The following is a 13,290-nucleotide window of genomic DNA, read 5'->3' as shown; positions in this document are numbered from 1 at the left end:
TTTTAGTCTAATTGTTAATCGCCAATACCGCGCATCACTTTTATGCGCGGTATACCTAAAGCTAAACTATCCTGCGTTAAAACAGCATCCGGTAAACTTCAATGGATTAACCCTTTGGGCTCAGGGGGATAATCCATTACAATGAAGTCCATTTTGAGTTCGTAAAACAGATGTTCCGCCTATGCCTAAGTCTCACACCCACATGCATCAACATTTGCAGATGCCACATGCTAAATTAGATCTGCAAGCTCTAGCGGGCACCCTTGCCTTTGAGCAAGTGACCATTATTGGTAATGCTTCTGGCGATTGGCAACCTGCGACCACAGGTACGACATTTATTTTTAACGGTACTCAATGGGCTGAAAACAGCAATGCAAATAATCAGATAGTAAATATCGCCAACGGTGGTTTTGCTGAATCAAAATATGCTTTTGTAGTACAAGGTCATCCACAAAGTGGTCTGCTTACCCAAGCCTTGACGCAAGTTGCGATTGAATTAACGCCTCAGCTTGGTTGCTGGCCTTCATCTGGGTTAACCACAATAGTCTTGATGCAGCAATTGTCTCAGCATGTGCAAGTGCAGCGGATGTCGCTGTTTCCGAGTTTATCAAGACCAAGTGATTTACCGCTTGAAGACCACTTACCTTGCATGGTGCATAATTGGTTAGGCGAGCGGCGAATTGCCCAGGCTTTGGTACCATCGCTCGACTGGCCTGAATTTAGCTTAGCGTCCGTATTTTTACCTCGCCTATCCGCAATAAACCAAATGCAACCATGCCAAGTCGCACCTAGGATAAACGCAGGTAATCCCTTTGATTTACTTGAGCGTTTACAAGAGTCGAGCTTATTAATCGCAGATGCGCTAAATCCAGCCACGCGGCAGATGCAACTTGAATGGCTAATCACACTGGCGCATACACCCATCAACATTTGGCAGCAATTTGCTCATCCTAGCCAGCTCATCAATGCTGAAGCTTTATTTTTCAACCACATGCCAGAATCAAAACCCAGCTATTGGTATTTAATGGATATTCAGGCATCTCAATATCTTGATGCGATTCGCCATAGTTTGGCCTATTGTTGGCAAACGTTGTCAACTAAGCACGCGAGCTTAATTGGCAATCAGCCTTCAAACGACTCTTGACCCTCCCCCTGTCCACTGCCATTCGCATTCAAAACACATTCAAAATACCTAAGGCGAATGTCGTTTTACATTTTGCCTTGCCCTCTAGCGACGCTAAATTAACCTCTGTTCAAATGCATGACTCAAAACGTCAACACACCCTAGTTAAGGGGATTTTTACCCAATGCGATCCCCAGCGGTTCAAAGTAATTGATCAGTGCCTGAAAAATCACTTGTCTGTGGGCCTCATCGGGATAAGCCCCCTCCTTTGCCATTGCTGAAAAACGAGTTCCCGACACTAAATACGGATTCGAAATATCAGTATAGGATTCAATACAGGCTTCAAATGCTCGCGCCATCATCTCCGTTGGCCGAGAGAAGTACTGCATCCCATGTTTTTTATCTAATACAATTGCTCGGCGAACATAATCATGGGGCTCATCACCCTGTCCACTCAACAATGTCACTTTGAAGATCTCAGATAATCGAGCATTTAATGGATGCTCTATGATGGGCAGATCGGATAGCCAAAGATCGCTCGCACACTGAAACCGCTTATTAGTGGGTTTGAATGATTTAGCGGCAATATAATGGTCAAACGCATGCCAAAACTCATGGGCTAAAGCACCAGCACCTGCATTTTTAGCCAATGCCAACTCTCGGGTCGCGGGTGCATAATGGGCCTGAACGCCCTTTTGGCCGCCATGACCAAAGGCCAGGCTGACGGTTTCCCGCAGCCCTAAAGTTAAAGGTGGCAATTTTAAGATAAAGGCCAAATCGGCGAGCGAATCAAATACTAAATCCGCAGCAATCCGCGATTCATCCCGCGTCACCCAGCGGCCAACACGGACATGGCTAAAACCAAAGGTTTGTTTAATATCAAGAAAAGTGACTTGCTCACCAAATCGATAATCGGGTCCATGACGGTTATATTGCTGATTGATTAACACGGCTTACCTTGAACCCTATGCAGTGAGAGACACATTAAGCTGGCTATTTTAGGTGAAAATGCACAGGAACAAAACGCTGCATTAAGTGCAATATCAAGTTAAGAATAGGAGCCAAGCAGCGCTTACTCTTGGTTTTCTCTCGGTTTAGATCGCGATGCCTAGATTTCGTCAACCATTGGGTTCGCTAAGCTTTAGCCGTTAATATCACATCATCCCAAACCACGACACGATTTCGCCCCGTAGTTTTAGCGTAATACAAGGCTTTATCGGCCTCGGCCACCAGCTTTTCAGCATCTGAACGGCACTGACTCCCGATTTCAATCGGTGAAGGCACAGACTGAAGCGCTAAAATACCGCTGTATTCTTCGATGGCATGATGAGTGATCACAGGTGTTAACGCACTCACTCCTGCCGAAAATTGATAGTGAAAATCGTCGACTATCGCTGAAAGATCTTCATTCGCAAGCGCTGACATCATACGCGTCACAATTTTCTGCGCGACATCGACCGACGTTTCTGGCAGTAATAGCGCAAATTCCTCACCGCCGAAGCGACCAAAGATATCGTATGGGCGCGTGCGAGCACTGATAAATTGGGTAAAATGCTGCAGTATCTTGTCACCCACTTGATGCCCATAGCGATCATTAACGAGTTTAAAATAATCGATATCCATCATGACAAGGCACAAAGGTAACTGTAGACGACTCAAGCGTTTGATTTCATGCTCTAACTGCTGGAAAAAATGCCGTCGATTGGCAATACCAGTTAATTCATCGGTGAGTGCGAGTCGATTCAACTCAGTCTGCGCATTCCTTAGGGCAAATTCGACCTGTTTTAACTGGGTAATATCGGTGCAAACAATCACCATATCGCCATTGTGATAAACCTGCTCAGAAAGTTGCAACCAGCTACCGTCGACCAGATCCACTTCAAAACGTCGAAAAGCTGATTTACGTTGATTCGCATGAATAAGTTCAAGCCATTCCTCTATGGTTTCATGATCAATTTTAGGCCCTTGCTTATGGGTAAAGGCAAAGTGCATCATGTCGTCAAAATGCCGGCCAGCCATGTCTTGATCAACAAAACCAAACATTTTCGCAAAGGTATGGTTATAAAAGATAAAATGATTGTGCTTGTCCAAAACAGCGAGGCCATTCTCGCTTAGCCGTAAGGCTTCAGTTAAAAAGGGGTAAACAGACTCAAGAGATTCTTTTTCCATCGATTATTCCTAGCAATGACGCTTTTAGAGAAGATCTCCGACATGTTCAGATTAGCAGCGTTCTACACTAATCACAGCGTCTTTGTCTTTACCCCCATATTACCGCAACGGGATTGACTCTACCGCGATGTAAATCCCACACATTCGGCAAATAAGCTTTAAAAACCAGATCCAATGCTTTGATAATTTACGATTTTACGGCCAATTTACTGAGAAATATTTCAGCACTAAAAGGTTTCTGCATGAAATGTACCTCAGGGAATAATGCTAACTCAGGAATATCATCGCTATCATTAGCTGAAAGCAAAAAGAAGTGACAGTGATGCTCAAGCTGGGTATCACTGGCAAGGTTTTGTAATGTTTGTTGCATCTGTTTAATAAGTTGCAAGCCATTCATATCTTGTAAACGGTAATCCACAATAACAATATGTGGCAATGAGTGAATCAACATCTTAAGTGCTTGCACTGCGTTATCAACACTGAAGGTTTGAAAATGATAGTGCTCTAGCATGGCTTTGCAAATCTCAAGGTTAAACAGATTATCATCTATGATTAACACTTTTTGTTGATCATATTGAATCGTTAATCGTTCTTTCACCTCGGTAAGTTGGCAAGGAAAATGTAACAGCACTGTGGTGCCTTTGCCCTTTTGACTGCGCAACATAAACTTACCGCCAATTTGCTCAAGCAATCGATTACAAGTATAGAGTCCTAATCCCATGCCCGATGTTGTTGTATATGAGTTAGATACGTGCATAAAGGGATCAACTAAAGCGCGCTGCGCTTCCTTTGACATTCCCTCGCCAAAATCGCGGATCAGTACCCTAAGCATAGGACTATGGTCTTTATGGTTACGTATAAGGCGTAAGTCCATATAACAATGCACTTCGCTACCCGTACTGTATTTAAAGGCATTATTGATAATGTTCGTCATGAGTTGGAATAACTTAGTCCCATCGAGCTCGATAAACTTCGGCAGAGACTCATTCACGACAACCTGTAAACGTTTACCCGATGTCGCACTAAAAGCACGATAGTAATCCTCAATATTGCTCAGATATTCGTGTAAATTGACTAAATGCCGATTCAATTTTAACTGCCCAGCTTCAGCCTTACTGTAATTCAACGTATTTTCGGCAACCGAGTAAAGTAAGTTAGCTGACCAGGTCATTTTATCGATAATTTCGTCCAGTTTTTGTGGTTGTGAACGTGCTTTTTTTAACATGCGACTGTAGCCAAGAATGGCATTGATAGGAGTGCGGATCTCATGATTTATGCTGGAAAGTACTGCTAATCTAGATCGATTATCGAGCTTAATCTGCTCTACAATATGCTGATTTTTAGACTTAAAGTACAAAAGAAAAGACAGAGTAATACCAAGAGAAGCAATCAGTAAGATAATCACGATTAGCTCGACAACCTCTTTTTGTGGCACTTGATATTCTATGCGTAAATCTACACGGGTTTGGTATCCAGGAATATCCAAAGTTCGGCTATCTGAGTAGCTAAACATTGAAAATATGCCTGTGGAAAACTCATGGTTACAGGATGAACTTTGCAATAACGATTGTTCAAATTGATAGCTAATACATACACCCTGCTCCTGCTCAATCCGCGCTAATATCCGCTGATGAGAAATGGCATAGACTAAATAAAGCATATTAGGCCCATCGATATTAACAACCGCTAACGTGTAATCGGCAAGGCTAGCCTGAAGTTCCCCTTTACTATTCTTGACTAATTTAAGTGGCTTAAGTTCTCGCGCCATTGTCTGATCAGATATATAGGCCAGTTCAAGTTCGGGGGTCAGTGTAAAAGCGACAGCAGATTTGATCTTCAGTAAGTCCTTAGCAAAAACCTCAAATTCCTGTGACGTTACCTCACTCGAAGCATAAAAAAACGATTTTAGCGCATCCAACATAATTTCATGTTGTAAGAACATATCCCGTGAAGAAGTAAAAACCGCTTCTGCTTTTTTATTGTAAATGGAGTCAAATTCATAACGTGAGTGGGACAAGGTTAACCACAGCACCAACAGAGTGACCCATAAGCCACTGAACATATTGATACAAGCGCTATATTTAAAGCTCATTAGCGTAATCCATTACGGCCTTTAGCAAGCTGCATAACTGATATTCAAACTGCTCTCGCTCGCAAACATCCATGACAGACAGCATATCTTTAAGCTGCAAGTAGCGCGCAATACCCGTAAATTGATGTTTCAGGCCTTCGATACTGTCATAGGGCTCATATTGTTCTAGCTCAAGTCGCATTCGCTGTAATTCAGCAATCAGTGTCAATCGCAGTCGCGATTGCTGTTCTTGGCTGTATTGCTCAAAGAATACAGATAAGGCCTTGGGTAACTCAGTATTAGCATTCATACATTAGGCACTCCTATTATATTGAGCAATCCAATCAATAAGATAACGACCTTCAATCGGGGGACTGTACAAATAACCTTGGGCAACATCACACCCCAACTCAGAGAGAATTAACTCTATTGCACTTGTCTCAACGCCTTCTGCAACCACCTTTACGTGCATCTTCTGCGCAAGCGCGATGGTGGATTCTACGATGAGATAATGTTGGTGATTGATATCCATATCGGAGACAAAACTTTTATCAATTTTGATCTCTTTAAAGGGAATGGCATCAAGACGATCATAGGTAGAATAACTTTTACCGAAATCATCGAGGGAAATATCAATATTATTGATGATCAGCCGTGCAATTGAGTTAAGCACTCTATCTTGGTTAATGATTTCCTGTGATTCGGTGAGCTCTAAAATCAAATGGATTTGTTTATACTCACGACCACATTCGATGATGTACTCAATGAGTTCATCACAGGTCAGATCATCTGCGGTAATGTTAATCGACAGGGCAAACGCCATTAATAACGGTTGGCGCGACCAACATTGCAATGCTTGGGAAATAACCATCCGCGAAAACAAGCTATTTAGCCCCTGCTGATTCACCAGTGGCAGAAAAACGTCGGGATAAATATAGCCATTGGATTGATCGCAAAGCCGCGAAAGCACTTCAAAACCGATGATCTCCTTTGTTTTAAGGTTAATCTTAGGTTGATAACACAAAATTAATTGTTCATTTTTGAGCAATTGCCGCACATTGATATTCGCCGCCATGTCTTGCACGATAGACTCATCTTGATGGGCACGGTTTCTATCGTCGGAGGCGTCGAGCAATGGCGTTAAAATATCATTCACATTGATAGGTTTAGCAAATACGCCAAGCAAGTTGAGCTTCAAACCCGTGATAATGCTATCCACCAGTTCTAAAGTCCGTTTATCCGAGGAGCTTATCACCGCAATCGGAATGGCAGTAAATCGGGGCTCGGAGGCCAACATATTAATCACTGCAATACCGTCACCTTGATCCATTTTTAAATCTAAAATGACTAAATCAAGTTTTGCTTCTACAGCTAAAATCAGTTCAATTCCTTGATTACCATTACTGGCTTCATAGATCTCCACATTGTCCTCTGCTAAGTACTTATGGATATCAGCTTTCATGGTTTCTCTAATAAAGCGTTGATCATCTATGATGAGAATATTCATATATTGGTCTCTAACTGCATAAAGAAAATGGGATCGATCGTCTGGGATTTGGATGTAGGGATGACAGAAAGCTTGAGTAAATTACGATTCGCCATGACTTCTGTGCGACTGGAGAAAAACGAATAGTTTTTGACTGGTTTGAAGCCGCCTTCTATCGTTCTTACTTTAAATATGGGCAACTTAAATTGCGTCAATTTTCGTTTTAGTGACTCATCGCAGATATTAAAACTCAAAAACTTAAGTGAGCGACTCGTGGCCAATTCATTGAGATAAACAGACATCATATAATTTTCAATATAAGGCGTTACGCCAAAGGAGGAGAACACCATTAAGGTATCTGGCAAAGCTTGACTGTTATGGTTAATGACCTCAAACAAGTCCACCTCATCATTCATAAATTCGAGGGCAATTTTGCCTTGAGTGCGACAGAATAGACTATGTCCAATGATTTGATCGCCAAAGCTAAAAGCCACCACCAATGAGAGTCCACGAAAAAAAGGTTGAGATAACTTACGGCTCACAAAAGATAAACGCGGGTTACTTTCATAAACCAAACTAAGTTGCAGCAGGGTCATAAAGTTTTGATGGTGGCTTTCGATAAACTCGACACGATAAGGAGTATTACGGTAGTACGGATGATCACTGCGTTCTATGGTCGATTCAAAAAGGTTAATTAACGCTAAACCTTCGTTGATGAATTTTTTGTCCTCCCGATAAATATCAAACAGTTCAGAGCCAAATATTTCAACGATTTCAGACTGTTTAGCTAGGGATGGAATGTTAACTCCCCGCTCCCAACGGCTAATAGTGATGGAATCTAACATATCGAACAGGCAGCTTTTTTGCCTGAGCAGACTACATAAATCTTCTTGAGATAAATTATTCTCACTGCGGGTGTGTTTTAAGAAATTGGAGAATGTCTGTGCACTTGTTTTGCTTTGATAGGAGATAGGTGTACAAATCATATCGCGTTCCATCTGAATTTTTTATTTTATCTAGCAGCTCCATATACGTCTTATGGTCGATGTCATCTACTGGCTCTGGATGTCTAAATGTAAAAGTAATCCAAATGCGTTGAAGTTTCTCGATGAAATAAAGTCCAGTGATTTTTTCGTCACTCATCACTCAGTTCCTCCATCTCAGCCTTTTATTCACCACGTTTTTTGCAATAGGAAAACGAGTATAAATGCCATTGTTTATCTGAGACCATGGCACAGTCAAAAAAGCGATGGAAAAAAGTGTCTAGTTATTCGTTCGGTTAAATCATTGCATCATAGATAAAACCGCAATCAACAGAACCCCCTATAAAACCGCATAAAATATAAGATTCACCAGCAAAGGCCATAAAATGCCAAATTGATTATTTATGCGTTAAATATTCAAAATGTTGGATATAAATTCGGGATTTTTCTCACTGAACCACGTTTTTAACGCATGGTTATTCACGTTTGGAATAGGCAAACCGCGACAGTATCAGCTTAGAGATATTACTAGGATAGTTTTTAATGGCTTATGGCTTAAGCAAGCCAGCTGCGAAAATAAGTGGGTAATGGGCCAGTCCAGCGTTTAAAGGAACGCCTATAATCACTGGCGTCGCTGAAGCATAAAGAAGAATACTGTGAGCATCTTGCGCAGGTGTCGCCAAGTCATAGCGTGCTTTGATTAAACGGGTCTCATCAGCAAGTATCGGCAAGTTGGCCAAAGTTTAAATCCATCTCGGCCAAACGCCGTTTTAAGGTGGCTGGGCTCATTGTCAGTTTTTCAGCTATGTCAGACAAACTAAAGTTATCCCGCATTAGACACAAAAGAATATCAACCACTAAGCCTAACTGCAGTTCGCATATAGTCGTGATTGACATATCCCTTGGCGCTGAATGACGGTAGCGGCGAAACATGTGGTTTGGCCATTACGCATCAGCCAGTCGGCAGCGGCGTTTGGCAACAGAGAATGCTGGTGGAGCAAGACGGCTAAAACAACTTACCCCAATGATAATCAAACATTTAAATGGTTACCTTGGAGCTGTATCGTCAAACACCTTGACGTTAACTCTCGGCATTTAGCAGACTAAGATGAACAAAAGGCACAAAGTATAAAGCACAGGTGTTAGAGAAGGCGCTGGTATTGGTCGTAAACATGAGCAACCGGCACCATCTGATTGCAAATTGATGAATTAACTGGTTATGCACATGATATGCAAATCTAAAACTATAATCCCCGAGATTTTTCTCACCTTAATGCAATAAAGTGAATAGTTAATCATAAAAAAGAGGTTAGCTGTATTCAACAGCTAACCTCTTCTCTTTAAATCAGGCGATAAATCAGATGTTCTATCATACAACTAGAGCCATGACTTCAAAACGACTCTTACAAAAGCTAACTCATACCAGAGCTAATTTTTTACGGGTACGAAAATAGCAAGTTGAGGCTCGTCACTGTAAATAACGAATGTAAAACTAACGCCTGTGAAAAACCATGCCCACACAATTCGACAGATATGAGATTAGCCGCGTTTAGTGCCCCACGGATCGTTGTCATCCGTCGATGGGCTTGGTCCGGAACGTTCAGCCATTCTTGAATCGTTTCTTGGCTCGTTTCGGAGTTCGCTGCGACGCTGTGAGTTGCTATTCGATGAAGCATATCTAGAGCCGGTGCCACGTCCACCCGTAGGTTTTTTGCCAGAGCTTTTACCTGAACCACTACCAAAGCTCTTACCTGAGCCATAACCAGAGTTGGGACGTTTATTACCCGCTTCGTACTCGGCGCTGGCTTGTGCCTGCATTTTAGCGATAGATTCTATGGTGAGTTCCATCGGTTTACGCGGCGCGATACCTGAGGCAAAACCTCGTTCGCGTGGCTTAAGATCAAACTGCTCACCGACGGCTTTAGGCATGCGCTTGAATCGATACAGGTAAAAGTTTTCCACTTTCTCCCGCGCCCACTCAGTCTTCTTGAGGAAAATAATACAGGCCTCAATGGTCGGGTTGGTGTTAAAGCAACCTAGCTTTAATGCCGCGTATAAAATTTTCCAGCCATAAAAATCGACTAACTCAGTGATCATTGTCTCGAGTTTGAGGCCGTGTAATGGGTTGTTCTGTTGCTCTTCAATCATGGGAATTCCAAGTTCAGCCCTATTGGCTGATTTTACTGTATTAGTTTACGGTTTTGAGTTGTTAAACGAGTGACTCAATTCGCTACTAAAACTCGCGATTAGAGAAATCACTCAAGTTATGAAGTCATGAGCCACTGACGTTGTTACGGCAATAGCATAGGGCGTTAAGCCTTGTTACTCGTGATGCTTAGATCTTAAATCTTAAGGGCCTAAAGCCTCCAAACAGAGCCATTAAATATTAGCCGTAAAATCTGCTGCTCGACAAAACTGCGGGAATAATAACGGTAAATAAGCTAAACGCCTTCTTTTATTTGCGCTAGCGAGGTTTGGTATCGGCTTTAGGGCAAAGAAAATACGCCGCAGCTGACGGTTTTAATCTACATATCCGCGATATCACGCTAACAGGTATGAACTCAGCATCAAGCTCAAACCCGTTTCTAAATTTTACCTATGATCCGCTGATGCCTTGGGTCAGCCTCAAAATAAACGCAACTGAAACGGCTCGATTTATAGCTGCGCATCACATCCTTGCTCGCATCTTTCGCCCTTAGTCTGTATACTCCGCGACCTTATTATCCCAACTTTAATGTTTTGGCTTAGAGTGGGTGAAGCGCATGTTTCATTTTGAGGCTTGTTTGTCACAATCCCCGTTAGCAAATACCTAGGAAAGCTCCTTTGATCTCTACCGCGAACATCACGATGCAGTTTGGCCCTGAGCCATTGTTTGAAAACATTTCAGCGAAATTTGGCAACGGTCACCGCTATGGTTTGATCGGCGCGAATGGCTGTGGCAAATCGACCTTTATGAAGATCCTCAGCGGAGCGCTAGCGCCAACCTCTGGCAATGTGTCCATCACGCCCGGCTTAAAAGTCGGTACCCTAAGCCAAGATCAGTTCGCGTTTGAACAATACAGTGTGATCGATGCGGTGATCATGGGGGATGTTGCCCTGTGGAAAGTCAAACAGGAACGCGATGCAATCTACGCCAATCCGAATATGACCGAAGAAGATGGCATGCGCGTTGGCGATCTTGAAAGTGAATTTGCCGAAATGGATGGCTACAGCGCCGAAAGCCGCGCCGGTGAAATTCTGCTCGAAGCGGGTATTGAAGAATCTTTCCATTACGGCCTAATGCAACAAGTGGCACCGGGCTGGAAATTACGGGTACTGTTGGCACAAGCACTATTTGCCAACCCAGATATTTTGCTGCTCGACGAACCAACCAACAACTTGGACATACATACCATTAGCTGGTTAGAAGCCGAGTTGAACAAACGCAAATGCACCATGATCATTATTTCCCATGATAGGCATTTCTTGAATGCCGTCTGTACCCACATGGCCGATATCGATTACGGCGAACTGCGCATTTACCCTGGTAACTACGAATACTTCCTTGCACAATCGTCTTTGATCCGTGAACAATTATTGTCGGGTAACGCCAAGAAGAGTGCCGAGATCGAAGAACTGCAAGACTTCGTCAACCGCTTCGGTGCCAATGCCTCTAAGGCGAAACAAGCCAGCTCGCGCGCGAAAAAAATGGACAAGATCAAACTCGATGAAGTGAAGTCATCCAGCCGTATCCACCCTTCTATTCGTTTCGATGCGGGCAAAAAAATGCATCGCCAAGCACTGATCTTAGAAGATTTAGCCCACGGTTTTGATGGCGAGCTGTTATTCGAAGGCGGCGACTTAATCCTCGAAGCCGGTGCAAAATTAGCGATTATCGGCGAAAACGGCGTGGGTAAAACCACTTTCCTACGTTGCTTAGTCAATGATTTAGAACATAATAAAGGCGTGATCAAGTGGTCAGAAAACGCATCAATCGGCTACTGTCCACAAGACAGCAGTGACGAATTTGATAATGACTACACATTAATGGATTGGATGTCACAGTGGCGCCAACCCAAACATAACGATCTTATGGTACGCGCCATGTTAGGCCGTCTGCTGTTCACCGAAGATGACGCGAACAAGAAAGCCCGTAACTGTTCAGGTGGTGAGAAAAACCGCTTGTTATTCGGTAAGTTAATGATGCAAGACATCAATGTGCTGATCATGGACGAACCGACTAACCACATGGACATGGAAGCCATCGAAGCACTCAATAATGCGTTGAAAGACTTTGAAGGCACTTTGATATTCGTCAGTCATGACCGTGAGTTTGTATCGTCACTCGCAACACGTATCATTGATATTAAAGATAAAAAAGTGATTAACTTCCAAGGCACTTTCGATGAGTACCTTTCAAGCCAAGCTGAAATGGAAGCGAGAAAGAGCGCGTAATGTTGTGCTTTGATAAACCTTAATCGGCTATGTCAGCTTGATTAAAAGAGTCGTCATTGGAAAGCCTACTGACGACTTTTTATCGATATCTAAAGAGCGATATGATTGGTAAAACATGAAGTATTGCTGCTTTGGGCCTTGGATACACAGCTGTCTATTCGTTATCTAGAGTGCTATAATTCATGCACTTAATTGAGGTTGATCCTATGAAAACTAAATCAAAAAATACACAAGTGACTCAAAATCGACTCTATCGCGCTGTGGCCAGTTCAACCGCTATTGAGACGGGTAAAACTACGGCTGAAGTTGAAGCAAAATTGAAGGCCAAAAAAAGCCGTTTCAGTCATTTGACCTTAGCCTAAACTTCATTCGTTTTTAGCGCTGAGCACATCGTTTACCAAACGAGCCATATGTTGATAATCCCCACCCAACCCTGCTTGAATTGACTTAAAATAAAAATCTCTATTTTGTTCCCAAATCCCATAATCAAGTGGGAGATAACCCGCCTTTACTGCCATCACATCGAGTATCAAACGTGACAAACGTCCATTTCCCTCTCTAAATGGGTGAATTAGGATAAATTCCACATGACTTTCAGCCAAGTAACTCACAACTTCATCTCTAGAAAACGAATTTAAACCATTGAACTTGCTTAAATATTCCTTTTCAAACTGAGTGAAAGACTTAAGTATTTGAGCCGCTGCCGTAAATTCGAAACCACCTTTTCCCATATTGACTGTACGCCGCTCACCAGCCCAGTAATAAACATTACCGAGCCATTTTCGATGCCACTCAAAGAGCATACCAACCGATAGATGCTCGCTTTCAATAACACCAGATTGAAACACGTACTCATAAAGCTTTAGTAACAACTGAGTCTCTACCTCTGCCATATCCTCTTCATCGGTTATCGCGAGTTTGTTACGAAGTATATGGCCGCCGGAACCGGGTTCGAATTCATCCTCGGTAGTGCCAATATGATATTTCGACATGATAATAGACCCGCTAACTGTAATAACTAATA

At 42.7% G+C, this 13,290-nt stretch carries 12 protein-coding genes; 3 read left to right on the top strand and 9 right to left on the bottom strand.

All coding sequences use genetic code 11. The features are described from left to right. Positions 1-181 precede the first annotated feature (181 nt). Positions 182-1,144, top strand: a complete 963-nt coding sequence (locus L5M17_RS14710) for a hypothetical protein (protein WP_263148291.1) — start codon at positions 182-184, stop codon at positions 1,142-1,144. Between the two features lie 140 nt (positions 1,145-1,284). On the opposite strand, the gene L5M17_RS14705 is transcribed toward L5M17_RS14710, so the two are convergent. The 8 genes from L5M17_RS14705 to L5M17_RS14670 all read right to left on the bottom strand — a co-directional run bounded on the left by L5M17_RS14705 (position 1,285) and on the right by L5M17_RS14670 (position 9,980). Next, a complete protein-coding gene (locus tag L5M17_RS14705) occupies positions 1,285-2,073 on the bottom strand; it encodes a CLCA_X family protein (RefSeq protein WP_263148289.1) in 789 nt (262 codons plus the stop codon). Positions 2,074-2,257: 184 nt separating this feature from the next. Next, positions 2,258-3,292 (bottom strand): GGDEF domain-containing protein, encoded by a 1,035-nt coding sequence (locus tag L5M17_RS14700; protein WP_263148288.1) that lies wholly within the window; start codon positions 3,290-3,292, stop codon positions 2,258-2,260. A 187-nt stretch (positions 3,293-3,479) separates the two neighbouring features. Then, a complete protein-coding gene (locus tag L5M17_RS14695; protein WP_263148286.1) occupies positions 3,480-5,384 on the bottom strand; it encodes a hybrid sensor histidine kinase/response regulator in 1,905 nt (634 codons plus the stop codon). Next, a complete protein-coding gene (locus tag L5M17_RS14690) occupies positions 5,374-5,673 on the bottom strand; it encodes a hypothetical protein (RefSeq protein ID WP_263148285.1) in 300 nt (99 codons plus the stop codon). The genes L5M17_RS14695 and L5M17_RS14690 overlap by 11 nt, the downstream gene beginning before the upstream one ends. Before the next feature lie 3 nt (positions 5,674-5,676). After that, positions 5,677-6,870 (bottom strand): EAL domain-containing response regulator, encoded by a 1,194-nt coding sequence (locus tag L5M17_RS14685; RefSeq protein WP_173496905.1) that lies wholly within the window; start codon positions 6,868-6,870, stop codon positions 5,677-5,679. Beyond that, positions 6,867-7,835: a helix-turn-helix transcriptional regulator gene (locus tag L5M17_RS14680; protein WP_105253121.1), complete on the bottom strand. Its 969-nt coding sequence runs from the start codon at positions 7,833-7,835 to the stop codon at positions 6,867-6,869. The genes L5M17_RS14685 and L5M17_RS14680 overlap by 4 nt, the downstream gene beginning before the upstream one ends. Before the next feature lie 711 nt (positions 7,836-8,546). Further along, positions 8,547-8,765 carry a hypothetical protein gene (locus L5M17_RS14675; RefSeq protein ID WP_263148284.1) on the bottom strand — a complete coding sequence of 73 codons (219 nt, stop codon included), beginning with the start codon at positions 8,763-8,765 and terminating at the stop codon, positions 8,547-8,549. A gap of 606 nt (positions 8,766-9,371) precedes the next feature. Next, a complete protein-coding gene (locus L5M17_RS14670) occupies positions 9,372-9,980 on the bottom strand; it encodes a VF530 family DNA-binding protein (protein ID WP_263148282.1) in 609 nt (202 codons plus the stop codon). A gap of 675 nt (positions 9,981-10,655) precedes the next feature. On the opposite strand from L5M17_RS14670, the gene L5M17_RS14665 reads away from it, so the two are divergent. Together L5M17_RS14665 and L5M17_RS14660 are read left to right on the top strand one after the other, a co-directional pair. Continuing rightward, entirely contained in the window at positions 10,656-12,266 is a 1,611-nt protein-coding gene (locus tag L5M17_RS14665; protein ID WP_131524739.1) for an ABC-F family ATPase, read from the top strand. 206 nt (positions 12,267-12,472) lie between these two features. Next, positions 12,473-12,628 (top strand): hypothetical protein, encoded by a 156-nt coding sequence (locus tag L5M17_RS14660; RefSeq protein WP_173913200.1) that lies wholly within the window; start codon positions 12,473-12,475, stop codon positions 12,626-12,628. Between the two features lie 3 nt (positions 12,629-12,631). Here the strand turns inward: L5M17_RS14660 and L5M17_RS14655 are convergent, their stop codons facing one another. After that, complete coding sequence (locus L5M17_RS14655) at positions 12,632-13,258, bottom strand: Fic/DOC family protein (protein WP_263148281.1); 627 nt, start codon at positions 13,256-13,258, stop codon at positions 12,632-12,634. Positions 13,259-13,290 lie beyond the last annotated feature (32 nt).

The sequence above is a fragment of the Shewanella sp. SW24 genome (assembly GCF_025653395.1).
GTDB classification, from domain to species: Bacteria; Pseudomonadota; Gammaproteobacteria; order Enterobacterales; family Shewanellaceae; genus Shewanella; species Shewanella oncorhynchi.
Note: the sequence above shows the minus strand (reverse complement) of the source record. Positions and strands in the feature narration are given on the sequence as shown.